The 23,455-nt window shown below is 64.5% G+C and carries 35 protein-coding genes; all 35 read left to right on the top strand.

The features are described from left to right. Nucleotide 1: 1 nt before the first annotated feature. The 35 genes from QEG70_RS02580 (at nucleotide 2) to QEG70_RS02410 (ending at nucleotide 23,425) form a co-directional block, all read left to right on the top strand. On the top strand, nucleotides 2–298 hold the full coding sequence (locus QEG70_RS02580) for a host nuclease inhibitor protein (RefSeq protein ID WP_308719217.1): 297 nt from the start codon (nucleotides 2–4) through the stop codon (nucleotides 296–298). Beyond that, on the top strand, nucleotides 295–960 hold the full coding sequence (locus QEG70_RS02575) for a DUF3164 family protein (RefSeq protein ID WP_308719216.1): 666 nt from the start codon (nucleotides 295–297) through the stop codon (nucleotides 958–960). Before QEG70_RS02580 ends, QEG70_RS02575 begins: the two co-directional genes overlap by 4 nt. Then, on the top strand, nucleotides 957–1,142 hold the full coding sequence (locus tag QEG70_RS02570) for a hypothetical protein (protein WP_308719215.1): 186 nt from the start codon (nucleotides 957–959) through the stop codon (nucleotides 1,140–1,142). The genes QEG70_RS02575 and QEG70_RS02570 overlap by 4 nt, the downstream gene beginning before the upstream one ends. After that, the gene (locus tag QEG70_RS02565; RefSeq protein ID WP_308719214.1) at nucleotides 1,139–1,597 is read left to right on the top strand and encodes a regulatory protein GemA; all 459 of its coding nucleotides are present in this window, start codon (nucleotides 1,139–1,141) and stop codon (nucleotides 1,595–1,597) included. The genes QEG70_RS02570 and QEG70_RS02565 overlap by 4 nt, the downstream gene beginning before the upstream one ends. Nucleotides 1,598–1,943: 346 nt before the next feature. Beyond that, a complete protein-coding gene (locus QEG70_RS02560; protein WP_308719213.1) occupies nucleotides 1,944–2,114 on the top strand; it encodes a hypothetical protein in 171 nt (56 codons plus the stop codon). After that, the gene (locus tag QEG70_RS02555; RefSeq protein ID WP_308719212.1) at nucleotides 2,104–2,298 is read left to right on the top strand and encodes a hypothetical protein; all 195 of its coding nucleotides are present in this window, start codon (nucleotides 2,104–2,106) and stop codon (nucleotides 2,296–2,298) included. The genes QEG70_RS02560 and QEG70_RS02555 overlap by 11 nt, the downstream gene beginning before the upstream one ends. Further along, complete coding sequence (locus QEG70_RS02550) at nucleotides 2,295–2,681, top strand: hypothetical protein (protein ID WP_308719211.1); 387 nt, start codon at nucleotides 2,295–2,297, stop codon at nucleotides 2,679–2,681. Before QEG70_RS02555 ends, QEG70_RS02550 begins: the two co-directional genes overlap by 4 nt. Nucleotides 2,682–2,744: 63 nt before the next feature. Beyond that, complete coding sequence (locus tag QEG70_RS02545; protein ID WP_308719210.1) at nucleotides 2,745–3,365, top strand: glycosyl hydrolase 108 family protein; 621 nt, start codon at nucleotides 2,745–2,747, stop codon at nucleotides 3,363–3,365. A 75-nt stretch (nucleotides 3,366–3,440) separates the two neighbouring features. Then, nucleotides 3,441–3,827: a hypothetical protein gene (locus QEG70_RS02540; RefSeq protein ID WP_308719209.1), complete on the top strand. Its 387-nt coding sequence runs from the start codon at nucleotides 3,441–3,443 to the stop codon at nucleotides 3,825–3,827. Between the two features lie 8 nt (nucleotides 3,828–3,835). Next, nucleotides 3,836–4,153: a hypothetical protein gene (locus QEG70_RS02535; protein ID WP_308719208.1), complete on the top strand. Its 318-nt coding sequence runs from the start codon at nucleotides 3,836–3,838 to the stop codon at nucleotides 4,151–4,153. A 2-nt stretch (nucleotides 4,154–4,155) separates the two neighbouring features. Beyond that, nucleotides 4,156–4,464: a hypothetical protein gene (locus QEG70_RS02530; RefSeq protein WP_308719207.1), complete on the top strand. Its 309-nt coding sequence runs from the start codon at nucleotides 4,156–4,158 to the stop codon at nucleotides 4,462–4,464. A 3-nt stretch (nucleotides 4,465–4,467) separates the two neighbouring features. Then, nucleotides 4,468–5,043, top strand: coding sequence for a phage protein Gp27 family protein (locus tag QEG70_RS02525; RefSeq protein WP_308719206.1), 576 nt, complete (start codon nucleotides 4,468–4,470; stop codon nucleotides 5,041–5,043). Next, nucleotides 5,040–6,614, top strand: a complete 1,575-nt coding sequence (locus QEG70_RS02520; RefSeq protein ID WP_308719205.1) for a hypothetical protein — start codon at nucleotides 5,040–5,042, stop codon at nucleotides 6,612–6,614. Before QEG70_RS02525 ends, QEG70_RS02520 begins: the two co-directional genes overlap by 4 nt. After that, a complete protein-coding gene (locus QEG70_RS02515) occupies nucleotides 6,614–6,844 on the top strand; it encodes a hypothetical protein (RefSeq protein WP_308719204.1) in 231 nt (76 codons plus the stop codon). The genes QEG70_RS02520 and QEG70_RS02515 overlap by 1 nt, the downstream gene beginning before the upstream one ends. Beyond that, a complete protein-coding gene (locus QEG70_RS02510; RefSeq protein WP_308719203.1) occupies nucleotides 6,844–7,176 on the top strand; it encodes a hypothetical protein in 333 nt (110 codons plus the stop codon). Before QEG70_RS02515 ends, QEG70_RS02510 begins: the two co-directional genes overlap by 1 nt. Continuing rightward, nucleotides 7,173–7,343, top strand: coding sequence for a hypothetical protein (locus QEG70_RS02505; protein WP_308719202.1), 171 nt, complete (start codon nucleotides 7,173–7,175; stop codon nucleotides 7,341–7,343). The genes QEG70_RS02510 and QEG70_RS02505 overlap by 4 nt, the downstream gene beginning before the upstream one ends. Beyond that, entirely contained in the window at nucleotides 7,340–7,585 is a 246-nt protein-coding gene (locus QEG70_RS02500; RefSeq protein ID WP_308719201.1) for an acyl carrier protein, read from the top strand. Before QEG70_RS02505 ends, QEG70_RS02500 begins: the two co-directional genes overlap by 4 nt. Next, a complete protein-coding gene (locus QEG70_RS02495) occupies nucleotides 7,585–9,315 on the top strand; it encodes a DUF935 domain-containing protein (RefSeq protein ID WP_308719200.1) in 1,731 nt (576 codons plus the stop codon). Before QEG70_RS02500 ends, QEG70_RS02495 begins: the two co-directional genes overlap by 1 nt. After that, the gene (locus QEG70_RS02490) at nucleotides 9,308–10,594 is read left to right on the top strand and encodes a phage head morphogenesis protein (RefSeq protein ID WP_308719199.1); all 1,287 of its coding nucleotides are present in this window, start codon (nucleotides 9,308–9,310) and stop codon (nucleotides 10,592–10,594) included. The genes QEG70_RS02495 and QEG70_RS02490 overlap by 8 nt, the downstream gene beginning before the upstream one ends. 98 nt (nucleotides 10,595–10,692) lie before the next feature. Further along, nucleotides 10,693–11,214 carry a phage virion morphogenesis protein gene (locus QEG70_RS02485; RefSeq protein WP_308719198.1) on the top strand — a complete coding sequence of 174 codons (522 nt, stop codon included), beginning with the start codon at nucleotides 10,693–10,695 and terminating at the stop codon, nucleotides 11,212–11,214. A 208-nt stretch (nucleotides 11,215–11,422) separates the two neighbouring features. After that, entirely contained in the window at nucleotides 11,423–12,409 is a 987-nt protein-coding gene (locus tag QEG70_RS02480) for a phage protease (RefSeq protein ID WP_308719197.1), read from the top strand. Continuing rightward, a complete protein-coding gene (locus tag QEG70_RS02475) occupies nucleotides 12,409–12,852 on the top strand; it encodes a hypothetical protein (RefSeq protein WP_308719196.1) in 444 nt (147 codons plus the stop codon). The genes QEG70_RS02480 and QEG70_RS02475 overlap by 1 nt, the downstream gene beginning before the upstream one ends. Before the next feature lie 12 nt (nucleotides 12,853–12,864). Then, nucleotides 12,865–13,803, top strand: coding sequence for a Mu-like prophage major head subunit gpT family protein (locus QEG70_RS02470; protein WP_308719195.1), 939 nt, complete (start codon nucleotides 12,865–12,867; stop codon nucleotides 13,801–13,803). 13 nt (nucleotides 13,804–13,816) lie between these two features. Continuing rightward, the gene (locus tag QEG70_RS02465; RefSeq protein ID WP_308719194.1) at nucleotides 13,817–14,059 is read left to right on the top strand and encodes a hypothetical protein; all 243 of its coding nucleotides are present in this window, start codon (nucleotides 13,817–13,819) and stop codon (nucleotides 14,057–14,059) included. Nucleotides 14,060–14,062: 3 nt separating this feature from the next. Further along, complete coding sequence (locus QEG70_RS02460; protein WP_308719193.1) at nucleotides 14,063–14,482, top strand: gp436 family protein; 420 nt, start codon at nucleotides 14,063–14,065, stop codon at nucleotides 14,480–14,482. Beyond that, the gene (locus QEG70_RS02455) at nucleotides 14,482–15,084 is read left to right on the top strand and encodes a hypothetical protein (protein WP_308719192.1); all 603 of its coding nucleotides are present in this window, start codon (nucleotides 14,482–14,484) and stop codon (nucleotides 15,082–15,084) included. The genes QEG70_RS02460 and QEG70_RS02455 overlap by 1 nt, the downstream gene beginning before the upstream one ends. Continuing rightward, a complete protein-coding gene (locus tag QEG70_RS02450) occupies nucleotides 15,081–15,308 on the top strand; it encodes a hypothetical protein (protein WP_308719191.1) in 228 nt (75 codons plus the stop codon). The genes QEG70_RS02455 and QEG70_RS02450 overlap by 4 nt, the downstream gene beginning before the upstream one ends. A 7-nt stretch (nucleotides 15,309–15,315) precedes the next feature. Beyond that, a complete protein-coding gene (locus QEG70_RS02445; RefSeq protein WP_308719190.1) occupies nucleotides 15,316–16,788 on the top strand; it encodes a phage tail sheath subtilisin-like domain-containing protein in 1,473 nt (490 codons plus the stop codon). 13 nt (nucleotides 16,789–16,801) lie between these two features. Next, complete coding sequence (locus QEG70_RS02440) at nucleotides 16,802–17,161, top strand: phage tail tube protein (protein ID WP_308719189.1); 360 nt, start codon at nucleotides 16,802–16,804, stop codon at nucleotides 17,159–17,161. Further along, a complete protein-coding gene (locus QEG70_RS02435; protein ID WP_308719188.1) occupies nucleotides 17,158–17,661 on the top strand; it encodes a hypothetical protein in 504 nt (167 codons plus the stop codon). The genes QEG70_RS02440 and QEG70_RS02435 overlap by 4 nt, the downstream gene beginning before the upstream one ends. A 2-nt stretch (nucleotides 17,662–17,663) precedes the next feature. After that, on the top strand, nucleotides 17,664–17,798 hold the full coding sequence (locus QEG70_RS02430) for a hypothetical protein (protein WP_308719187.1): 135 nt from the start codon (nucleotides 17,664–17,666) through the stop codon (nucleotides 17,796–17,798). A gap of 5 nt (nucleotides 17,799–17,803) precedes the next feature. Beyond that, on the top strand, nucleotides 17,804–20,116 hold the full coding sequence (locus QEG70_RS02425; RefSeq protein WP_308719186.1) for a phage tail tape measure protein: 2,313 nt from the start codon (nucleotides 17,804–17,806) through the stop codon (nucleotides 20,114–20,116). Next, a complete protein-coding gene (locus QEG70_RS02420; protein ID WP_308719185.1) occupies nucleotides 20,113–21,501 on the top strand; it encodes a DNA circularization N-terminal domain-containing protein in 1,389 nt (462 codons plus the stop codon). Before QEG70_RS02425 ends, QEG70_RS02420 begins: the two co-directional genes overlap by 4 nt. Next, on the top strand, nucleotides 21,498–22,856 hold the full coding sequence (locus QEG70_RS02415) for a phage baseplate assembly protein (RefSeq protein ID WP_308719184.1): 1,359 nt from the start codon (nucleotides 21,498–21,500) through the stop codon (nucleotides 22,854–22,856). The genes QEG70_RS02420 and QEG70_RS02415 overlap by 4 nt, the downstream gene beginning before the upstream one ends. Then, nucleotides 22,853–23,425, top strand: a complete 573-nt coding sequence (locus tag QEG70_RS02410; RefSeq protein ID WP_308719183.1) for a phage baseplate assembly protein domain-containing protein — start codon at nucleotides 22,853–22,855, stop codon at nucleotides 23,423–23,425. The genes QEG70_RS02415 and QEG70_RS02410 overlap by 4 nt, the downstream gene beginning before the upstream one ends. Nucleotides 23,426–23,455 lie beyond the last annotated feature (30 nt).

The raw sequence follows: 23,455 nt of genomic DNA, 5'->3' as shown, positions 1-23,455 counted from the left end.
TATGACCTGCACCGCACATTGCGACAGGAACGGGATCATCGGCTTTGCCGATGGTCTCCATTTCCCCAACGGCACACTGCCCATCGCCTACGGCAAGCCCGGCGTGATCCGGGGCGTGGTGGAAGTCCTCGCCCGTCATTCCCGCAAAGGCAAACGTCTGTTGGTGCCCGGTATTCCCGAAGCCACCAGCGACCACGAAGCATTCTCCGCGCTCATGCACTTCACCGCCACAGTCCTCACCCGCAACGCCAGCCTGCGCCGCTGGCCGATGAAATCCCCGAAAGGAACCCGCTCATGAACGCCACCACACGCATCGCCGCCGCCCTGGACGCAGGACAGGACGTGTACCAGCCGTCCCGTGAAGGGACGGTGCGCAACGTGATCGGGACCGAAAGCATGCGCCAGCATGTGCAGGTGCGCTGCCTGCTTCAGAACGATATTACGGTGAAGATGGTTGAAGGGGCACGCGCCCTGCGTGACCTGATTGCCGAACAGAAGCGGCAGTTCATGGCTGATGCCGATCTCTACGTCCGGTCCATGCTCGCGCTGTATAACGCCAACCCGACCGGAAAGCGGGGCGGCTTCAACATCGTGTCGTTCGACGACCTGATGAAGGTGGAATTCAGCGTGACGGATTACCGCGCGGTGGACGGGGCGGTGGTCGCGGCACAGGCGCTGGTCAGCGAGGTGCTGAACGACCTGACAGATCAGCTTGAGCCATGGGTGCGTGATTTGCTGAACAATGCATTCAACCGGGATGAAAAGACCGGAAAAATCAATGTGGATCACCTGCAAAAGCTGCGGAAGGTGGATATTCCCCATTCCAAATGGCCCGATGCCTGCGACGCCATTGCCGACAGTATCCGCATCGCCGGGTCACGGTCCTACCTGCGCTTTTACGAGCGTGAGAGCCGCGACAAGGAATGGCGCGCGATCAGCCTGCAATTCTCGGCACTATGAGAGATGTGTGGGCCATGGTCGGCATGCTTGCCCTTCTGGTCCTTTCGTTCGCGGGGCTGCTGTATTTCGGCCTGCCCCGCGACCCCGATTTCGATAACCCCGGCTATGCCGCCTGCATCAGGCGTGGGCACGCCCGATACGACTGCAAGATGCACATCCTCGGCACAGGAAAAGCGACATGACCACCACACAGGCCCGCAGGGCCAACCCGGCACGCGGCGCGATCTACGCCAAGCTGCACATCGCCCGCAAGGAACTGGCGCTGCCGGATGAAGCATACCGCGACATCCTGCACCGCATCACCGGCCACACCAGCGCGAAGGACGCCACCACACCCGCGCTGGAGAAGGTTCTGGCCCATTTCCGCACGCTGGGCTGGAAGCCGAAGAAAGGCAGCCTGTCCAGCAGCGACAAGCCGCATGTGCGCATGATCTATGCCATCTGGAAGGACATGGCCCCGATGCTGACCAGCGGGGGCACCCGTGAAGCCCTGCGCGCCTACGTCCAGCGCCAGACCATGACGGCAGACCATCCCGCTGGCATCACCGCACCCGAATTCCTGGACGGCGTGCAGGGACGGAAGGTGATTGAAGGACTGAAGCGCTGGAAATCGCGCCTTGAGAAAGGTTTGAAATGATGAAGCTACATCCTTGGCTGCCCGCGTCGATATCAACCGTTGCAGTGACTTTCACAGTATGTGCGCTTCTCAGTCGCAATTTTACGCTGATGATGTGCGCAGTATTGGTGAGCATCATTGCGATGGTTCTCCTATTCGGCTTGCGGGCGTTCTATTAACCTCACATGCGGCCACTACAGAAACCGCCCCTATCCGGGGCGGTTTTTTGTTTCTGCATGTTCTCCTGTACGTGCAGGGCAACCTTGCCCTATACGTGTCCCGTGCCGCTTTTGAGCGCTCGGGGGCTGAAGTCAAAGGCCACCAATGTTTAGCGCATTAGTGGCCTTTATTTTTGGAAAGACATGCCGTGACCATTCAGAAAGCCGTGGCGTTTGCCATCATAGAACTTGTCCTGTTCGGGATCGGGTATTGCTTCAAAACCGATATTCTCGAGATTGCGGGCACTATCTGTGCCTGTCTGTTCGTAAAAAGGATTTTCTATCCCACGGACACCGAGGAAAATGTTGATGATTACTGACGACCTGACACCGCTGCGCGATAAAATCCGGTCTATGGTCCGCCAGGCCGTCATTGCCGGGCGGCATGCCACCAGTAGCGAGGATGCCGCGCGTATTCAGGACCAAATGGTCGCGGCCAGCGAAGGTAATCTCATGCGCGATATTACCGCCCTGCTGGAAAAATATGGTAAAGACGTGAAATGACCATTCACCCACCCGCACAGATCGACTGGCTTGTCGCCGCCATAGGCGAAGACGCGGCGCTCCAGTTCATAGAGACTGCGGGTGGGTCACGCCTGAGCGTACCATGCAAGACGGCAGGCAGCAGGCTGGAGCAGACATTCGGCCCCGAAGTGGCCACAGCCCTACAGGAACAGCACGGCGGCACGTATTACGATGTGCCCGTCTGCCGCCACTGGCGCGTGCGGCGCTACCGCCAGATGGGCCTGTCCCTTGATGACAGCGCACGCCGCGCCGGTGTGTCGCGCAGGCGCGTGGTCCAGATCATGGCCACGCATGATGACCCGGCACCGCAGCCACGCACGCGGACCCGGCGCAACGACCCCAGCCAGCTCTCCATGTTCTGAAGCGCGTTAGGGGGAAATCCTTCTCCCTGAAATGCTGTTTCCCGTCCGCTTAATGTTGCGGACATGCAGACCAACTTCCACACAATCATAAACGGAACCGCTGGACAGGAGGGTCTGTACCAGTGCCTACGGGATGACGGGGGCAACTGGACCGGCGGTGCAGTCGGCCACGGCTTTCTCGTAGGCACCATGCGCGGCATTTCCGCGCCCACAATGGTGCGCTGGCTGGGCGGCAACCCCGCGCGGGTGACCAGGGCCGTGATGCAGGCCATTGACGTGCCCACCTTTGCCGCGATTGCCCGCGCCTATTACTGGAACGCCATGGACTGCGCGGCCCTGCCCGCAGGCGTGGACCAGATGGTGTTCGACTTCGGTTTCAACAGCGGCAACGGCCGTTCCATCTGGCTGTTGCAGCAGGCCATCGGCCTGACCGGCAGGCAGGTGGATGGCGATATCGGCCCCGTCACGCTGGATGCGCTGGAGAAGGAACTGACGTTCCCCCCGCACAGCAGCGAGGCCAACGCTGCCCGCGCCATCGTGCGCAGGCTCAATACCCTGCAAGAGACAGCCTATCGCTCTTTTGAAGGTTTTGACGCGTTTGGCGCGGGCTGGCTCAGACGCCTTGAGTGGCGCACCAGCGCCGCCCTTGCCCTGATCGATGCAGTGGCTCCGGCCGCCGCATGACCCATACGGTCATGCGGGCGCGCATGGCCGTTTTCATCATGGCGAGGACGCAGCGCCACAACCAGAGAGAGCCTGATGGCAGTCAACTGGAAAAGCCTTCTTGCGACCGTGTTCCCGCTGGTGGGGACCGTTATTGCAACGGCAACCGGTGGCACCCTTGCCACCTACAACGCCACGGCCCAGACGGCCGTGAAATCCGCCCTGACCAAGGTGGATGGGGGTGTGACCCACCTTCAGTCCCTGTTCGACACGTGGGATGCGGCCAACCCGCTGGCGCAGGAAGCCATTGCAGGCACCGTGTCCATGCTGCGCAACCTCGGCTTCACGGTTCCGACCGAGGATAGCGTGGTGACCCACGTGCAGGCGGCGATTGCCGATCTGGCGGGCATCTATGTCACGCCGGACAGCACCACGGCCACGGCTTCCGCCGCGACTGCAACCCCCGCAGCCGCGACCGCCTGACCGTGCTGATGATGACCCCGGCCGCGCCGGTCATGTCGCCGCTGATGCTGCTCTGTCTGGCGCTGGTCGGGGTCATCATCGTGCTGGGCTTTGCCCTCCTGGTCAGCCGCCAGCGCAACCTTGCCGCCCGGCATGACAGTCTGGTCATCCGGCACGAGGCACTGGCGGTGAAGCATGAGGGGCTGGCGTCGGACGTGAACGTGATCCGCGCCAGCATGACCAGCATCCACGCCGAACTGAGCGAGATACGCAAGGACGGCAAGAACAATAACGAACTGCTCCACACAATCATTCGCGGAACAATCGCGTCCGCCACCGGGAAGTAATCATGAGCGCCGCTGCCGCCATTATTGAAGACCGCCGCCTGCGTGTCCTGAAATCCATCAACGAGATGGGAAACCGCATGCTGAACGAGGAAGTGCTGCTGCGCGTCGTCGTGGCATCCGGTCGCGCCACCGATTTCGACACCATGCGCGCGGACCTCGCATTCCTTGAGCACGCCGGATGCGTGCGCATCGAGAAGATGCCCCGCACGCCCAGCACCGATATGTGGCTCGCCCACCTGACCGATGCCGGTGTCCGCGCGGCAGATGGCCTGCAAAAGATTGCGGGCGTTGCCCATGGGCTGATGTTCTGACCGATGGCGCGCCCTTCATCCATCGAGCGCGAAGACGAGGAAATCCGCGAGGAAATCGCGAAAGCCCGCGCGCACGGCATGACGATTGATGAAATCCTTGCCCTCCTGCGGGAAGGCTACGGCAAGGATTTCAGCCGGTCGGCAATGGGCCGTCACTGCCAGAAGCTGGACAAGCTGGGGCAGAAGGCCCGCCGTTCGCGCATGGTGGCCGAGGCGCTGGCGCGTCAGATGGGTGATGCATCGGTATCGCGTATGCTGCGCGCGAACGTGGAGATGATGCACACGGCCATTCTCGACCTGTTCATGGCGGGCGAGGATGAAGACGGAAAGATCAATTCCGATGGTCTGGCAGCCCTTCAGGGCAACCCGGAAGGGCTGATGCTGCTGTCAAAGGCGCTGGATCACCTGACCAAGGCGAGCAAGACGGACGCCGATTTCGTGGCGCAGATCGAGGAACGCACGGAAGCGCGCCTGCGCCGCGAGGCCGAAACCAACATCCGTCGTGAAGGCAAAAAACAGGGCCTGACGGCTGAACAGGTCGCAGCGCTATCCGCCGGGATGTTCGGGGTCAAGAAATGAACAAGGAGGAATTCTCCGCCCTGTTCCTGTCCTACCAGACGGAACTGATGGCCACCACGGCTATCGAGGCCGTCACGGTTGCCGAAAAATCGCGCCGTATCGGTTACTCCTGGGCAGCATCCTATCGCGCGGCCCTTACGGCGGCAGCAGGCGCGGATGCTGGCGGCATGGACGTGTTCTATGTCGGCTATAATCTGGAAATGGCGCGGGAGTTCATTGATTACTGCGCCGAACACCTGAAACAGATCGACGGTATTGTCGCCACGGTTCAGGAAAGCGTATTCCGCGATCCTGACAACCCGGACAAGGACTGCAAAGTCTTCCGCATTGATCTGGCATCCGGGTTCAAGATACTGGCCCTGCCGTCCGTCCCGCGCGCCCTGCGCGGCATGCAGGGGCTGGTCATCATTGATGAAGCGGCCTTCCACGATGATCTGGAAGAACTGCTGAAAGCGGCGCTGGCCCTGCTGATGTGGGGTGGCCGCGTCCTGGTCATCAGCACGCATGATGGCGACACCAACCCGTTCAACAAGCTGGTGCAGGACATCCGCGCCGGGCGCAAGCCATACAAGCTGCTGCGCGTCACGTTCGACGATGCGCTGAAGGCTGGCCTTTACCGCAAGATATGCGAACGCAAGGGCGAGGAATGGACCGCCGCGAAAGAAGCGACATGGCGTCAGGAAATCATTGATGCCTATGGCGATGCGGCGGACGAGGAACTGTTCTGCATTCCATCACCCAGCACCGGCAGCGCGATCCCGCTGGCGCTGATCGAGGCGCGGCAGGTTCGGGGCACTCCGGTTGTCCGCTGGGCGCAGACGACGGAATTCACACTGCTGGACGAGCATGTGCGTAAAAGCGAGGCACTGCGGTTCTGTGAAACCGAACTGCTGCCGTTGCTGGAAGAACTGGACCCGAAGGCTCCCCATGCGCTGGGGCAGGACTTTGCCCGCAATGGCGACCTTAGCGTGATCTGGCCACTTGCCATTGAACGCTCCCTGCTGCGCCGCACGCCGTTCATTGTCGAACTGCACAACATCCCGTTCGACCAGCAGCGCCAGATCCTCTGGTACATCATTGACCGGCTGCCCTGCTTCCGTGCGGGCAAGCTGGATGCGCGCGGCAATGGCCAGTGGCTGGCCGAAGTAACCGTCCAGAAATACGGCAGCCGGATCGAGGCGGTCATGCTGTCCGAAGCCTGGTATCGGGACAACATGCCGCCGTTCAAGGCGGCGTTCGAGGATGGCAACATCACCGTGCCAGCCGATAGCGGCGTGCAGGACGATATCCGGTCTCTGAAGATCGTGCGCGGCGTGATCCGCGTGCCGGAACAGCGTGTCACCCAGAAGGGCGGCGCGAAACGCCATGGCGATGCCGCCATAGCCGGTGCGCTGGCCTATGCCGCCAGCAGGTCCGACCCGGAAATCTACGAATACCGCTCGGCTGACACATCCCTTTCAGCCGGTGGCGCGCCGTCCAGTGCGGGCGGCTGGTCGATTGAACAGGAAATCGCGGCCGAGCGCTCCGGCATCAACCCCGACAATTTTGGTATCAGAGGAAAACTATACTGATGGATTACATCATCCCGATTGCAACCGTGCTTGTTTTTGGTGGCCTGCTGGGCGGTGCCTACTATGTCAGCCGCCTGTCGGCCAAGGCGCAGACCGCCAAGGATGACAGCACGCAGGTGGCTGAGGCCAATGCCGTGACCAGGACGGAAACCGCCATGGCGCAGGCCGAGGCTGATGCTCCGGCAACCGATGCCGCCATTGATGCGCGCCTGGCAGCGGGGGGCCTGTGATGAACTGGCTTTCCCTACGCTCCGTCACGGACCTGTTCCACCGTGACGTAAGCTGCCCGCAGGCCCCCGAGCCACCGCGTGGCCCGCGCATTGCCGCAGCCCTGCTGGCGCTGGCCCTGACCGCTGCCGCCGTGCTGTGCCTGTCCGGCTGCGCCACGCCGCCCGTGCGTCCGGTCTGCCTGCCGCTCAAGACCTACTCAGCGGCCGATCAGACGGCGCTCAGGACCGAACTGGACGCGCATACCGATACGCCGGTCACGCACCGTGTGGTGGGCGATTACATGGGCATGCGTGATGCGGACCGGGTGTGCCTCAAGGCGGCGCAGTCATGATCTTCGGCATCATTCAGAGCATGAGTGCGCGGCACTACGGCTTGATGCTGTCCATGGTTAGGCGTGAACCTGCGCACTACCCCCAGCCAAATCCGGCAGACCCGCGCATCCTGTTCAAGAAAAAGACCGGCCGCCGGAAGAAGAAAAAAGGCGCGCGCCGGTCATGAGCCGCATTTCGCGCAAGGTGCGGCGGATCGTGGCGGAAGTGGGCGCAATCCCCCGCAGGGCAGTCCAGCCGAACATGCGGCTGGAGGATGACCTGTGCCTGGACAGGATCGACCGGATCGAGATCGTGGTCGCGTGTGAAAAGGCGACCGATGCCCGCGTGGCGGGCGAAGACGACTGGCGCACGGTGGCCGACATTGTCGCCGCCTGCCGTACCGCCGTGATGTATGGGGATGTGCCCTGATGGCCGGACTGATCGACCAGTGGGGCAATCCCCTGCGCGCCAAGACACTGACTACCCCGGTCGCCACGGCCGATATCGTGGGCATGCGCCCCGCCGTTACCCCGCTGTCCATGCTGCCGGGCATGGACCCGGCGCGCATGGGCATGATGATCCGCGAGGCTGATCAGGGGAACAGCTACTACTGGGCGATCCTGTCCAAGGAACTGGAACGCCGCGATCCCCATGTGCTGTCGGTGCTGAACACCCGCAAGCGCGTCGTGGCCCAGAACCCCATCACGGTTGATGACGGCGGTGACAGCCCGGCCGAAAAGGCGGCCGGGCAGTTCGTGCGCGACTGGCTGCGCAAGGGCATCCTTGCCCGCAGCCTGTATGACATGCTCGATGCCATCACCAGCGGCTTTTCAGTGCATGAAATCGACTGGCAGCTGGAGCCGGGCAACAACCGCCCGCGCGCCCTGAATTTCAGGCCCCGCAAGTGGTTCGAGGTCGATTACCGCGACGGTGAACAGATCCTCATGCGCTCGCTGGAAGGCCCGCCCGCCACGTCTGCGGTATCGGACGCGCCGCCGCTGGCCGGGCTGGTCAATATCCCGGCGGAAAAATTCGTGATCCATCGCCACCCCAGCTGGTCGGGCCTGACCATTGAGTCCGGCCTGATGCGCACGCTGGCGTTCCTGGTCATGTTCAAGATGTTCACCATGCGTGACTGGGCGATCTTCGTGCAGAACTATGGGCTGCCCATGCGCGTGGGCCGGTATGGACCCGGCGCCAGCGAGGAAGACAAGGATGTGCTGTGGAGCGCGGTGAACGACATCGCGGGCGGCCTGGCATGCATCATTCCTGTGGGCATGGGCATCGAGTTCATCGAGCCGAAGTTCAGCGGATCGGCCGAGCTGCATGAACAGCGCCTGCGCTATCTGGACGAACAGATCAGCAAGCTGGTGCTGGGCCAGACCGGCACGACCGACAGCAAGGCGGGTGCCCATGCCTCGGGCGCGATCCATCGCATGGTGCAAGATGACATCGAGCGCGCGGACTGCTCCCTGCTGGGGGTGACGTGCAACGAGCAGGTCATCATGCCGATGGTCGCCTACACCTTCGGGCCACAGCAGAATTATCCCGTCATTTCCATCGGCCGGCCGGATGAGGCCAGCAATCAGGAAGTCACGCAGGCATTGCAGTGGCTGGGGCCGCAGGGACTGAAGGCGAAGGCAACCGAACTGCGCCAGCGCCTGAACCTGTCCGAGCCGGAACCGGGTGATGAGGTGGTGGGCGGCGTGATCGCGCCACCGCCGGTCGCCTCACCACCCCACGAACTGCCCGCGCGCACCCAGCCGCCCGAGACCTTGCCGGGCCATGCGCCGGGGGCGACCATCCACACGCCGCCCGATCCGGCGGCCGTGCCCCAGTCCGCCACGCTGACCCTGCACACGCAGCTTGGCCGCGTGCTCCAGCATGTGGCGAAGGCGGATGGCGGGGCGGACATCATCAGCATCATGACGGATGCAACGGCACAGCATGCCGCCCGCGCACTGGGCCAGATGAGCGAGCCGGTGCGTCAGGCCATGATGCAGGCCCATGACCTGCCGGACTTCCGCGCCCGGCTTGAAAAACTGGACCTGCCGCATGCCGAGTTTGCCAATGCCATGGCACAGGCCATGCTGGTGGCGAACCTTGCGGGCGATGCGGCCATGATGGAGCAGGTCCAGGCCGGGCAGCATAATGGCTGACACCATCGCCCAGGCGGCAGCCCTGCCGCCCAGCGAGGCCCTGCAATACTTCCGCCAGAAGACCAACGTGCCATCCGCCACGTGGGACGAGCTGTGGCAGGAGACCCACGCCCGCGCCTTTACCGTGGCCGGTGCGGCATCTGATGCGATGCTGGCGGATTTCCGCAAGGCAGTGGACAGGGCCATATCGGGCGGGTCCACGCTGAAGGACTTCCGCCAGGACTTTGACGGCATCGTGGCCCGTTACGGCTGGCAGCATACCGGCACGCCGGGCTGGCGGTCGGAAATCATCTATTCCACCAACATCGCCATGGCGAACAGCGCCGGGCGCTACCGGCGCATGACCACGCCCGAAGCGCGCGAGATGTTCCCGTACTGGATGTACGAGCATAACGCCTGCCAGCACCCGCGCGCAGAGCATGTGGCGTGGAGCGGCAAGGTGCTGCGGGCGGATGACCCGTGGTGGAACACGCATTTCCCGCCCAATGGCTGGCACTGCCACTGCACCGTGCGGCTGGTGTCCGAGCGGATGCTGCGCCAGAACGGCTGGACGGTGTCGGAAGCCCCGCCTGTCGAGACACGGCCCTGGCGGAACAGGCGGACGGGCGAAGTGGTGGACGTGCCCAAAGGCATCGACCCCGGCTTCGCCTACAACCCCGGACAGGCATGGGCGCGTGGGCAGGCGGCACAGGTGGGCCTGCCGGGCGAACGCTTTGGCCCGGTGCTGCCGCCCGCGCAGGATGCGGGAGCGGCGCACCGACCTGCCCGTGCTCCGGTTGCACCGGCCGAAAAAACCACGGCCACCACCACATCCATCGCGGCTGTCGCGCGCCAGAAGGTCCAGCAGCGCAATGTCGTGCAGCTGCTGCACAAGCCGGTCGGCACGGTGGAAGCGGGCACGGTATCTGCTGAAATTAGCAGGGAGCTGGGCACCACAACCAGCAGCGTGCTGCTGTCTGGCGCCACCATGGAAAAGCAGATCAGGAATCATCCCGACCTGACCGAGGCAGATTACCGTGCGGTGCCAGAGGTTCTGGCCCATCCGGTCGTCATTGCCCGCAGTCGCACGCGGCACCTCATGATGTTCTCATGGGCGGGGCGACTTTACCGTGCAGTGATCAAGGTGACGGGAGACGGGAAGGAAATCTGGCTGCAATCCTTCCATCGCACGGAACCCGGCAAGGCACGGGCCGCAGCCTCGAAGCTGACGTTCGTCAAGGGCAGTCTGGCTGATCTGGAAGACGACGCGCCGGAGGGGCCTCCCGACAACCCCCCATAGCGATCCCGCCACAAGGGCGGTCCTACGGCTGGGAGAATAGCACCGTGTCGCGGCGCGTCGCATCGGCATTATAAGACAGACCAGCGAGTATTTCCACTATGTCATCCATGTTCAGCATCGAATTTGATTCCGAACGCATGCAGGGCGCGCTCTCGGCCATTGCCGCCATCGGTCGCAGGCCGGGGCCGATCCTTGCCGCCGTGGCCGATGGCATGGTTGACCTTGTGCGCGACCGCTTCCGCAACGGGGAAGACCCACAGGGCGTCAAATGGGACTCTTACGCCCCGCTCAACCCCCTCTATGCCCAGGACAAGGAAGGGCCATCCATCCTGATCGGCCGGGGTGGCTTCAGCTACGGGCTGGCCAGTTCGATCCGTGGCGGGGCTACAGATCAGGAGGCATGGGTGGGTTCTGACCTGAAATATGCCGGGGTCCACCAGAGCGGGGCGACCATCGTGCCGCGTGAGGCAGGCCAGCTGTCGTTCATGATGGGCGGCAGGTTGTGGCACCTTGCCAGCGTGAAGATACCCGCACGGCCCTACCTTGGTTTCGGGCCGAAGGAGCGCGACCTGGTCGTGGGCGAACTGGAGGCATTTCTCGCCCGCGCCATGCGCGGATGACATCTGCAAGGCCCCGCTGATTTTTAAGAGGGCCGTAAGAGGGTTTAAGAGGGGGGCACAGGCGTTTTTGGCGCGCTCGCGTCCGATCATGCGCATGATGACCCTGCGGCCCTCCTGCGGCGTAAAAATCGGGAAGGCCCCGCCCGGCCGGTTAGGGGGAAATCGTTCTCCCTGAAACCGGCAGCCCTGATCCGGCATCGTGCCGGGGATGACACTGCTCCATTGCCATACCGCACTGCCGGAAGACGCCAAGGACAAACTACCCGAATGGCTGCACCTGCTGCCCGCCGGAACCTTCAAGGGAACTGACGGGCGCGGGCCGTATCATGTGGCAGACCCGAAAGCCCTGATCCTGCACAGCATGCAGGCTGCTGACGGCAAGCTGCCGCTGGATGAGAACCACGCCACCGACCGCGCGATGATGATGGGCGGCCCGGCTCCGGCCGCCGGCTACATTGTCGAGCTACAGAGCCGCGCAGACGGCATCTGGGGCCGCGTGGACTGGAACCGCTTGGGCGCTGCCCTGATGCAGGACCGGGCCTATCGGGGGCTGTCGCCCGCTTTCACGGTCGGACCGGATGGCACCGTGACGCAGCTGGTGCGCGCATCGCTCACCAACACGCCAAACCTCACCCTTACCCACATTCACAGTCAGGAGCCGGGCATGACGCCTGAAGAACTCCGTCAGGCGCTCGGTCTGTCTCCGACCGCGTCGTCCGACGATGTCAATCGCGCACTCGCCACAGCACGCGAGAATATCACGCTGCACACGCAGGTTGCCCAGGTGCTCGGGCTGGAGGCTGCGGCCCCGGCTGCCGAACTGGTGACCGGCCTGCGCGCACGGATCGAGGCCAGCACCCATTCCGCCCTGCCGCAGGTCGTCACACTGGAGGGACAGGTGGCGGCGCTGACGGCGCAGCTGTCGCGCCGTGACGTGGAAGACCTGATGAACAGGGCGGCCGCCGAGGGTGCCGTGATCACGCAGCCGATGCGCGACAAGTTCATCACGCTGCATTCCACCAGCCCCGAACTGGCGCAGGAGCTGATCACCGGGCTGCCCCGCATGGGCAAGACGCCCACCCTGCACACGCAGGAACCTGATGCCGGTGGTGGTGAGGTGGACAGCATGTCCGCCGCCTTCGGCAATGACCCCAAGGCGGTGAAGGACATGATCCGCAAGCAGGGAGCCGCCTGATGCTGAGTGCTGATCGCGTTCTCAAATACAAGATGGGGCCTGTTGCGGTCGAGTTCGCCCAGCCCGTGGCGGCCGGTTGCAGCGTGTTCCGTGGGTCAATCACCGCCGTGTGCCAGGACGGCACGCTGGTGCAGGCAGGTGCTGCGGCACCCCCTTCGCCCATGGTCGGCATTCTGGGCATTGCCCAGCACCAGCAGATCAATACGGCAGGCGCGCCGGGCACCGATGCCTTCTATGGCGGCGGCACGGTGCGCTGCCGCAAGGGCACATGGGCGCTGCCGTTCGATGTGGCTCCCACCTGGGCCGACTTCGACAAGCCGGTTTACGCGGTCGATGACGAGACCGTCTCCCTCACCCAGACGCCCGAAGGCGGCACGGCACGGCTGCTGGTCGGCACCCTGTGCGGTCTCGACGCTGACGGCACTCCCTACGTAGAAATCTGAGGTTAAGCACACATGCCCGAAATCAATGCGGCGAATCTTCAGATTCTGAACGCCAACGTCAACACGGCCTATAACCGGTATCTGGAAGTCGCGCCTTCGCAGTTCGAGCTGATCTCCATGGTGACCAGTTCCACGTCCCGCGAGAGCTTCTATCCGAAGATGGACGAAATCCCCGGCCTGCGGAAATGGGCTGGTGACCGCGTCGTTCATGACCTGTCGGCCAGCAACTTCACCATCATCAACGAGCCGTTCGAGGAAACGATCGGCATCGACCGCGATGACTTTGAGGACGATGTCTTCGGCATCTTCAACATCGCCATCCAGCAGCTTGGCTACAATGCCGGTGTGCTACCTGACCAGCTGATCTTCAGCCTGCTGGCCCAGGGCGCGTCCACCAAATGCTATGACGGGCAGAACTTCTTCGACACCGACCATGTCAACTATGACCAGTCGGGCAAGGTCGTGTCCTACAGCAACAATGCAGGCCCCGCGCAGGGCGAGACGGCAGGCCCGGCGTGGTATCTGTTCGACACCCAGCGCCCGCTCAAGCCGATGATCTTCCAGAAGCGGCGGCCGTTCGTGATCACCCCCAAGACCAGCCTGTCGGACGAGAACGTGTTCCGCCAGAAGCGGTTTGAATGGGGCGTGGACGGCCGCTGCAATGCGGGCTTTGGCATGTGGCAGCTGGCCTACCGCTCGACCCGCCCGCTCAATGGTGTGACCTATGGGGCGGCCCGCGCGGCCATGGCGGCCCTGCGCCGGAAGGATGGCATTTCCTACGGGATCACGCCGAACATCCTGATGGTGCCCCCGGCGCTGGAAGGTCAGGCGAACTCGCTCATGAAGAATGACCTGATCGCGTCCCTGAACGCGGATGGCACGACCTACACCACCACCGGCAACGAGTGGAAGGGCACCGCAACGCCTGTCCGCTGCACCTACCTCTCGTAAGGAGACCGCCTGAATGACTACCGCTCCCAAGGGCGGCAACGCCGCCACAGCCAAGGCGTGCGTGCATGTGCTGTCCAATGACTGCGCGCGCGACATCGGGCCGGAAAGCCTGATCGTGATGAGCCGCGACCCCGGCCAGCGCCGCGCGGGCGTGGCGCACCCCGCATTCGCGGTCTATCCGGCCGGGCATTTCACGCCCGAGCAGATGCGGCTCATGCGGGCTGACACCAACCTGTGCCTGATCGCGGTGGACTGACCCATGCCCTATGCCCAGCTGTCGGACATGGTGCAGCGCTTTGGGGAAAGCGAGCTGATCGCAGTCACCACGCCCAAGGGCCAGCCGCGCGAGCGGATCGACACCGACAAGGTGCAGGCTGCGCTGTCCGATGCATCGGACGTGATCGACAGCTACCTGCGCCGCCAGTATGCGCTGCCGCTGTCAACTCCTTCTCCGGCGCTGGTGCGCGTGTGCTGCGTGCTGGCCCGCTACAGCCTGAACTCGACCAGTGAGACAAAGCCGACCGAGCAGATGGATACGGACGTGAAGCGGGCCATGGCGTGGCTGTCCGACATTGGCAAGGGCAATGCCACGCTGGATGGCGATGAGGCCCCGAACCTGGGCACATCGTTCTCCCGCGTGCAGGGCCGCCGACCGGCCTATAACGGCGGGGCGTTCTGATGGATACGAGACAGGCCCTGCTGGAGGCGCTGCGGGGTGGCAATGTCATCACGCAGGCATTCCGTGCGCTGCGCGGGAAGCTGGGGGAAATCTTCCCTGACACCTATTACAGCCATCGTGTGGTGCCGCCCAAGTCCTCGCCCGCCATGTGGAAAGACCTGATCCGCACCGCCCCCATGATCGGGCTGGGCTGGGCCGGTTTCACGCCAGACCGCGACTGCGGGAAGATTTACCGGGGCGACCTCGTCTTCGTGATCTTCTGCCTGAGCGAGGCGCGGGAACTCGAGGACATCTACACCGGGGATGCCAATGTGGCCGGGATCATGGGCGAGGCCGCGATGTGCCTGCACCTGCTCCAGGGCTGGAAGATCGCGGGCATCGGCACCTGCCACGTGCGGCAATGCACCACGGCCGAGGTGGCGAACTGGGTGGATGACGGCCAGGGCATTGTCGCCATCGAGGTCGTGGTGCGCAACGTCGCGTTCGATGATGCCACCTACATCGCCACGCTGAACCGCTTTGTCAGCATGAACATGAGCATGCCGGTGAATGGCGAGAAAGTCGCCACCACGGGCATCGACACAACGGGAAGCCAGACATGACCGTGCAGAGGGTGGTGGCCGAGGGCCGCCGCATCATCGACCCCAACCGGCGCACCTACACGCCCAAGGACAAACCGTTCCCCGTGGACCTGCGCAACCCGTTCTGGGCCAAGCGCGCGCGCAGCGGCGACATTGTTGCCCCCGAACCCACGGCGACGGCTCCGGCCGCTGCCCCCAGTGCGGCAGCGCCTGCGGCCGCAGCCAAACCAGCCAGCACGAAGTGAGCGGTAAATGGTAGATTTTACGGAAATCCCGACCGAATGGAACGTGCCCGGCGCGTATGGCGAGGTCACGATGGTGCCGTCCGGCAACCAGCTGACGGTCATGCCGCTGCGCATCCTTGCCATCGGGCAGAAGGGCGACGGCGCTGGCACATCGCTGGTGTGCTACCGGAATGTCTCGCCTTCCCAGGCGAAGATGCTGGCCGGTGCCAATACCATGCTGGCCCGTTCGGTAGCGCTCCTGGTCGGGGCCGCGCCCTATGTGCAGCTTGACCTGATCATGGTGGACCCCGAAGCGGATGCGACGGCGGCCACCGGCACCCTGACCTTTACCGGCACGCCTGCGGTCAACGCGACCATGGCGGTGGTGGCCAAGGGCGTGAGGGTGCCGTTCGTGGTGACCCCGCAGATGGCGGTGGGTGATATGGCGGCTGCCGTGGTGGCCGCGTGGACGCCTGCCGTGCAGCTCAAAACCGGCCTGACGGCTGCGGCTGCGCTGGGAGCGGTGACGTTCACGTCCGTGGAAAAGGGCGTGTTTGCCAACGACATCGACCTGCGCATGAGCACGCTGCTGGGCGATGTTGCGGCCGGTGTGTCGGTTGCCGTCACGGCCATGGCCGGTGGCGCGGGCACGCCCGATATCTCGGCTGCGGTGAACATGGTGTCCAGCACATGGTACACCGACATGTACACCTGCCTGAACGACGCGGCGAACCTGTCATGGCTGGGCACGGAAACCGCGCGCCGGTATCAGGCCATGACCCGGCTGGATACGCATGTGTATTACGGCTTCCGGGGCACGTATGGCGAAATCCTGACGCTGGCGGGCACGCTGAACAGCCGGTTCATGTCCTGCCTGCCCGCGCAGAACCCGCGCTGGCATCCGTCCGAGGTCGCGGCCGTGCTGTGCGCGGTGTGCGCCACCTCGCTTAATGCCAAGCCGTCGCGGCAGATGAACACGGTGGTGCTGACCGGGCTGACCGGCTGCGCGCCGGATGAGGCCGACCTGTTCGATGATGACGAGCGCAACATCCTGCTGGAAAGCGGGATGAGCACCATCCGCGTGCTGCAGGACGGCACGGTGGAACTCGAGCGCGTGGTCACGAACTACCAGCAGGATGCCGAGGGCAACCCCGATACCAGCTGGCAGGACATCATGGTGCCCAAGACGGCAACCCGGGTGCGCTACGACTTCCTGACCTACATGCGTGACACGTATCCGCGCTTCAACCTGGTGCCGGACACGTCCGACATTGCAGCGGCCCAGCCCGGCGTGATGACGCCATCCATGGCCGTGGGCAGCTGGGTGTCGCGCACCAAGCTGTATGAGCAGCAGGTCTGGCTGGAGAACACGTCCACCCTGTCGAAGCTCGCCAGTGCCGCGATTGACGACACCAAGCCCAACCGGCTGAACGGCGCGCTGCCCATGCAGATCGCGGGATCACTGATCGTGCAGGCGTATTCCTTCCAGATCCAGAGCTGAGGATTTTGAGTAAATGACCGATGCCGTTGGCATAGTTTCCTTCATCTGGCAGGGGCAGAAATATGACGCCATCAAGGGGTCATCGCTGCGCCTGCCGGACATGCAGAACGTAACCCAGATTGCGGGGGCTACGGGCTACCCCAGCAAGCAGTTCCAGATTGGCGAAGCCAAGGCCACGCCCCTGCTGCTGGAGGGCATGAGCCTTGCCGCCTTCACGCCGCGTGACCGTGGCGAACTCCAGATCGTGGCCGATACCGGCCAGAAATGGGTGATCCCTGCGGCCTACATCCTGTCCGCGCCGACCATGACCGATGACGGCGGCAAGATGCCGATTACGTGGAATTTCGCGACCTATGAGGAGATACTGAATTGAACACCCCCGAGAACGCGGCCGAGCACGTGATCATGATCCCCGAACATGCGGGCGAAGGGGCTGGCGCGTCATCCGTGCTGGTCGATGGCGGCGCGGTTTCCCTGTCGGCCGATGATGCCGGTGAGGCTGGCGTGGTGGTTGACGAGACCAGGCCGAAGGATGCCACGCGGGAACTGCCCGAAGGCGCGGAGAAGCTGGATAACGGCACGATCCGCCTGATCCTGTCCACGCCGGTCGTGCTGCGGGTGAAAACGCAGGACGGCGTGCAGGACGTGCCTTACAACGAGGTGACGTTCCACCCGCTGACAGGCTCGCAGATGCTGGACGCCATCGGCAAGGGCAACGCGGCCAAGACCACGCAGGCCCTGATGGTATCCAGCCTGCGCATTGTATCCACCCGTGCCGATGCCATCGTGCGCAACATGGATGCCCGCGACTTCTTCAAGGCGAGCAAGATCATTCAGGTTTTTACCGGGAGTGGCCAGAAGACTGGCCAGTAAGAATGGCAGCGCTCGCATCCAGCCTGCACTGGGGCGAGCATGAACTGCTGGCCATGACGCCCCGCAGGCTGGCGTTCTGGTCACATGCCAATGCCGAACTGGCGGAGCTGATCAGGGCGCAGACGGAAAACAGGTAGTAACGATGTCTGAAGCGCTGACAGCCTCCTTCCGGCTCCGCATGCAGGATGAACTCTCCAGCCCGCTGGCCGGGCTGGAAAAGCTGCTGCAGGAAATACACGAGACCATCCGGCAGATCGCGGCCGTGGCTGACCCGTTTGCGGGGATGCTGGAGCCGGTGGCAGCTGCCACGACCGGTACCGAAGAACTCAACGCGGCCCTGAACGAGACCGCCGCCGCAGCGACCAAGGCGACCGAAGGGCTGGACGTGCTGGGCGAGAGCGGGGCCGCTGCGGTGACCGGCGCTGCCGAGGCTACCGAAGTCCTGAACGAGGCCATTATCGAGACCGGGCAGGCCGCGAAGGCCAGCACGGCCGGGATCGAGACCATCGGCACCGCGACCGAGGCGGCGGCGGCGCAGTCCGTATCCGCGCTGGGGCGGATCAGAGGGGCAATGGCCGCCCTGCGCGACGGGCCGGTGGGCGGCTTCATGTCGTCGGTGCATGGGGCGGCGACCAATTTCAAGGAATCGATCGAGAAAGGCATGGGAAACGCCATGGGCGCTGCCATGGCGGGCTTTGGCCTGATCGAGCCGGTCAAGGCGGCATCCGAGTTCGACAACACGCTGCGGCATATCGGCATCGGGCTGGATATGCATGGTGCGGCGAACGACAATTTTACCGCCAGTTTCGGCCGCGAGATTGACGCCCTGGCACGCCAGACCGGCCAGCGGGGCACGGACCTGGCCGAAGCAGCCGGGTATTTCTCCCGCGAAGGCTACAGCCTGGACGAAATCCGCGCGGTCATGCCAACCGTCGCCCATATCTCAACGGCCTATAATGCCCAGCCCGATGCCGTGGCCCGCACCACGTTTGCCATGCAGGAGAACCTGCATGTAGGCGCGCAGGACATGCCCGGCGCGCTGTCGGCCATGGCGCTGGCGGGCAAGCAGGCGGATATCCCGTTCGAGAAACTGGCCCCGCTGTTTCCGCAGGTGGCGGCGCAGGCTGGCGCGATTGGCGTGCATGGGCGCGAGGGCGTGAACGACATGGCGGCCGCACTGGCCGTGATGCGCAAGAACACCGGCACGGAAGGCGAAGCCGTGACCGACATGCGCGCCTTCCTTCAGGCCATTACCTCGCCTTCCGCAGCGAAGAACTTCGCCAAGTATGGCGTTGATCTGCTGGACACGGTCAAGCATGCCCGCGATGCGGGCGTCGATCCCATGATCGAAGTACTGCAGAAGGTGAACCGCATCAGCAATGGCGGCCGGGACATGAAGGTGATCGGCGAGCTGTTCCACAACGAGCAGGACCGCGGGTTCGTGAATGCGCTGCTGGGCCATCTGGACCAGTATTTCTCGATCCGGGGCAAGGTTGCGGGAGCCGACCCCAACATGGTCAACCAGGACTTCGCCACGGGCAGCAAGTCCATGTCCATCGAGCTGCAATCGTTCGAGGAAACGCTGGCCCAGCTCGAGCGCCGGATCGGCACCGGGTTCGCGCCGATCCTTGTGGTGCTGACCCATGGGCTGAACCATGTGATCGAGGCGTTCGACTGGCTGGACAAGCATGTGCCCGGTGCCACCACCGGCATTATCGGCACCGTGGGAGCCATGCTGGCCATGGCGACCATTCTGGGCGCGCTCGGGGCCATCTGGCCGCCGCTGGTGGCGGGCTTCGGGCTGCTGAAGACCGTGATAGCCGGGCTGGGTGGCCCGTTCACGCTGCTGGCCGTAATCGTGACTGCGTGCATTATGGACATCGTGCGGCACTGGGACCGGTTTGCCGCGAGTTTCCGCCAGAGCACCCACGGGATTCAGGATATGCTGCGTGGTGTCGGCAATTTTATTGCTGGCGTGTTCACCGGCAACTGGAAGCGCGCAATCGCGGGCATTCAGCAGGCCGGTCGGGGATTGGTAGAATACTGGCGAGGCATGTGGAGCGTGGTGCGCCAGCTGTTCGCTGACTTCACAGGCTGGATTGATGGCTGGACCGGCGGCTTTGTCTCGCGCCTCATGTCCAAGATGACGAGCGCATGGGGTGCGCTGGTGGGCCAGTTCACGGCGCTGATCGCGCGGCTGAAAGCGCCCTGGCAGGACTTTGAGAAAGAGATCGCCAATAGCTGGGTGGGCCGCCACCTGGGCATGTCTGGCGGTGCGCCTGCCGCGCATGCCGCCGCGCCGGGGCCTGCTACGGTCGCGACCGCAGGCCAGAGCAGGTCGGTCATACAGCTGGAGCTGCCCGAGGGCGTGAAGGCCAAGCAGGTGGACGGCCCGCAGGGTGCCGTGACCACCAGCACCCGCACGGATCGCGGCCGGATGGTGGCGCGGCCATGAGTGGGCTGGATATCACGTCCATGCTGGGCATGGGCACGGGCGCGCTGCCGGGTGCTGCTGGCATGGTGGGCAGTCTTGCCTTCCCTGAATTGCAGTCGATCCTGTCGGCAGCGGCGTGGCGTGGCGTCACGTTCGACATGGTGGATTCACAGGATACGGTCGGCCGCCGTGTGATCCAGCTGCTGTTCCCCGGTGTTGACCAGGCGCAGTATCAGGACATGGGCGCGCTGGAAGGCCCGATGCGCGTGACCTGCCTGATCATGGGCGAGGATTATGTGATCCGTGCCCAGCGGCTGCGCGCGGCCCTGATGGCACCCGGACGGGGCACGCTGGTGCATCCGTGGTGGGGGGAACTGACCTGCCGCGTGCTGGGCACGTCCTCCATCACGTTTTCCGACCGGCATTACGAGGTGGCGCGGGTCGAGGCCACGTTCATCCGCGACCAGGACACGCCGGGCGTGTCCGATACGCTCTCGGCCGTATTGCAGAAGGCGGATGCGCTATGGGACGCAGGTATCCTGACCATGCGCCAGCTGCTGTCTCCGCTGGTGATCCCGCTGGCGATGGCCGAGGGGCTGAACACGGTCGTGGCCCAGACCGCAGGCATGTGGGATGCGGTGACCGCAGCCCAGTCCCAGCCGGTGCAGGCCGCCGTGGCCGCGCCGCTGGCCACACTCACGGCCGGGTTCCCCGTGCCGCAGCAGAACACCGACACGACCTATGCCGATCAGGTCACCACCGGCATCGGGGCGGTGCCGCAGGCGGTCGCCAGCGCCATGGCACCGCAGGACAGCCCGGCCGTGGCCTCATCGGGCAGGATCAATAACGCCGTGACCGCGACCGTGGACCCGGCCACCGCGACCACGGCCCTGCTGACGGCTGCAAGCCAGATGGAAAGCGTGACGGCGGCAGCGGCGAATAGCGCCATGTCCGCGCCTGCCGTACGCAGCGTGGGGCTGGTGGCGCGGATGCAGATGCTGGTGCAGGCGGTGGGCACGATGGCCGCCATTGCCTTTGCCAGCCAGACCGATGCGCTGGCATGGCGCGACCGGATGGTGGCCGCACTGGACAGCCTTGCGGGCGATGCCACGGCCGTGGCGGCAACCACGGCCCCGATGCCCATGCTGGCCGACCTGTATGCCGCGATCCGCGACCTGCGGGCTGCGGTGATTGCCGATATTTCATCGCGGCTGGGGCGTCTGCCCGTGGTCGTGTCCGTGCCGGTGGCGCGCCAGATGAGCGGATGGGCGCTGGCCTATGCGCTGGCGGGAGACAGCCCTGATCAGGTGCAGGCGCTGTTTGATGACATGGTGACCCGTAATGGCATCATCCAGCCCGCGCTGACGGGCGGCGGGAATATCGACGTGCTGGAGAACCCCTCGTGACCGACACCACCGACATCATGACCGTGATCGTGAACAACCGCACGCTGACCAGCTACGTCACGGCCGAGACCATGACCGACCTGATGGACATCACCGGTTCCTTCCGCATCGACTACAGCGATCAGGGCCGACTTGCGCCCATTGAAGGGCTGATGCCGGAATGGGGACCGATCCGCGAGAATGATCCGGTGACCATCCTGATCAACGGCCACCCGGTCATGCTCGGCTGGGTGGATGAGGTGGATGGCGAGATTGATGGCAACATGGCGCGGTGCGAGATCATGGGCCGTGACGTGACGGGCGACCTTGTGGACTGCTCGGCCAATGCCATGGGGCCATACGAATATCGCGGGCTGGGGCTGCTTGAGATCGTGACCCGGCTGTGCGCGCCGTTCGGCATCACCGTGACGCAGGATACCGATCTGGGCGCGCCGTTCGGCGTGGTGGCGGTCGATCCGGCCGAGCCGGTCATGGCGACCATCGAGAAGCTGTCGCGCCAGCGCGGCGTGCTGGTCACGTCCAACGGCATTGGCGGGCTGGTGCTGACACAGGCGGGGCGCAGCCGTGCCGTTGATTCCATCCAGCTGCCCGGTAACTGCCTGGGCACGCGCTTCCAGCTATCCAGCCGTGAACGCTATAGCGACGTGTATGTGAAGGGGCAGTTCAAGAGCCTCTTAAGACCCGCCAAAGCCACTCTTGATTCGAGCGTGGAGCCTCTGGCGGAACTGCCGCCGCAGCAGGCATCAGCCCCGACGCCCGCGCAGAATGAGGCGGCATCCATCATCCGCTGGGGGCATGCCTATGACCCGTCCGTGGGGCGGTATCGCCCGCGCGTGTGGCTGGCCGCGACCCAGAGCGGCGGCTCGGCCGAGACGCAGGCAGCGCCCAACCCGCCGCTTGATTCGAGCGTGGAGCCGCTGGCTGCGGTCTCGGCCGGTGGTGCCGTGGCGCGCCAGCATCAGGCGCGGCGGCGGATCGTGCGGCGCAAGGCGCAGAAAGCCCGCACCGATTCCAGCCCGTGGACATTGCAGGATCAGGCCATGTGGCGCATGCGCTCGGGGCTGGCGCTATCCACCCGGCGCGAATATGCCATGCCCGGCCTGACCCAGTCAGACGGCACGCCGTGGCGGGGCAACACCATCGTGTGGGTGAATGACGGGTATGGCGCTGTCTGTGCCGACCGGCTGATCGGCGGGGTGGGTTTCATGTGCGGGCAGGACGGGGTGCGCACGCGGCTGTCGACGGTGGACCCGCTTTCCTACGACCTTCAGGGCGATGAGGATGGATCGCACATGGGCCGCAAGCACGCCGCCCATCTGAGCACGTGGAGCGGATCGGCGGGGAAACGCTCATGAGCTATGACCATCTGTGGATGGCCTATCGCGGCATGCATGTGCGCGCCGTGGTGCAGGCCATTGATGACACTGGCGGCGAGCAGGTGGTGAGCGCGCAGGCCCATGCCGGTGGCGGCCGCAGCCAGATACCGGTGCATCAGCCGTTCGGCTTTTCCTCGCACGCGCCGCTCGATGGCGCGGTGACGCATGTGGTGGCCGTGGGCGGCGACCATGCCGACCTTGTGGCGCTGCCGCCTGCCAACCCGTCCGTGGCGCGTTTTGGCGCTCTGGCCGAGGGCGAGACGGTCATGTACGACGCGTGGGGCCAGCGCATCCACATGATTGGCGGGAAGATCGTGGCCATTGACGCGGCGCAGGAATTGCAGGTCAACATCGGCGGCGCGCTGATACTGGACCTGACGGCCAAGGGCGCGCAGCTCAATGTGCCGCTATCGGTCAAGGGCACGATTACGGCCACCGAAGACATCACCACCCAGGGCGACGTGAAGACCGCGACGGTCTCGCTGAACGAGCACCCGCATGGTGGCGTGACAGCCGGGTCCGACCAGTCTGGACCGCCTGCCGGATAGGGGGAAATCCTTCGCCCTGAAAACCTGAGC

The organism is Komagataeibacter xylinus (assembly GCF_031081985.1).
Classification (GTDB): domain Bacteria; phylum Pseudomonadota; class Alphaproteobacteria; order Acetobacterales; family Acetobacteraceae; genus Komagataeibacter; species Komagataeibacter xylinus_E.
The sequence above is the reverse complement of the archived record's forward strand: the minus strand, read 5'-3'. Positions and strand labels throughout refer to the sequence as shown.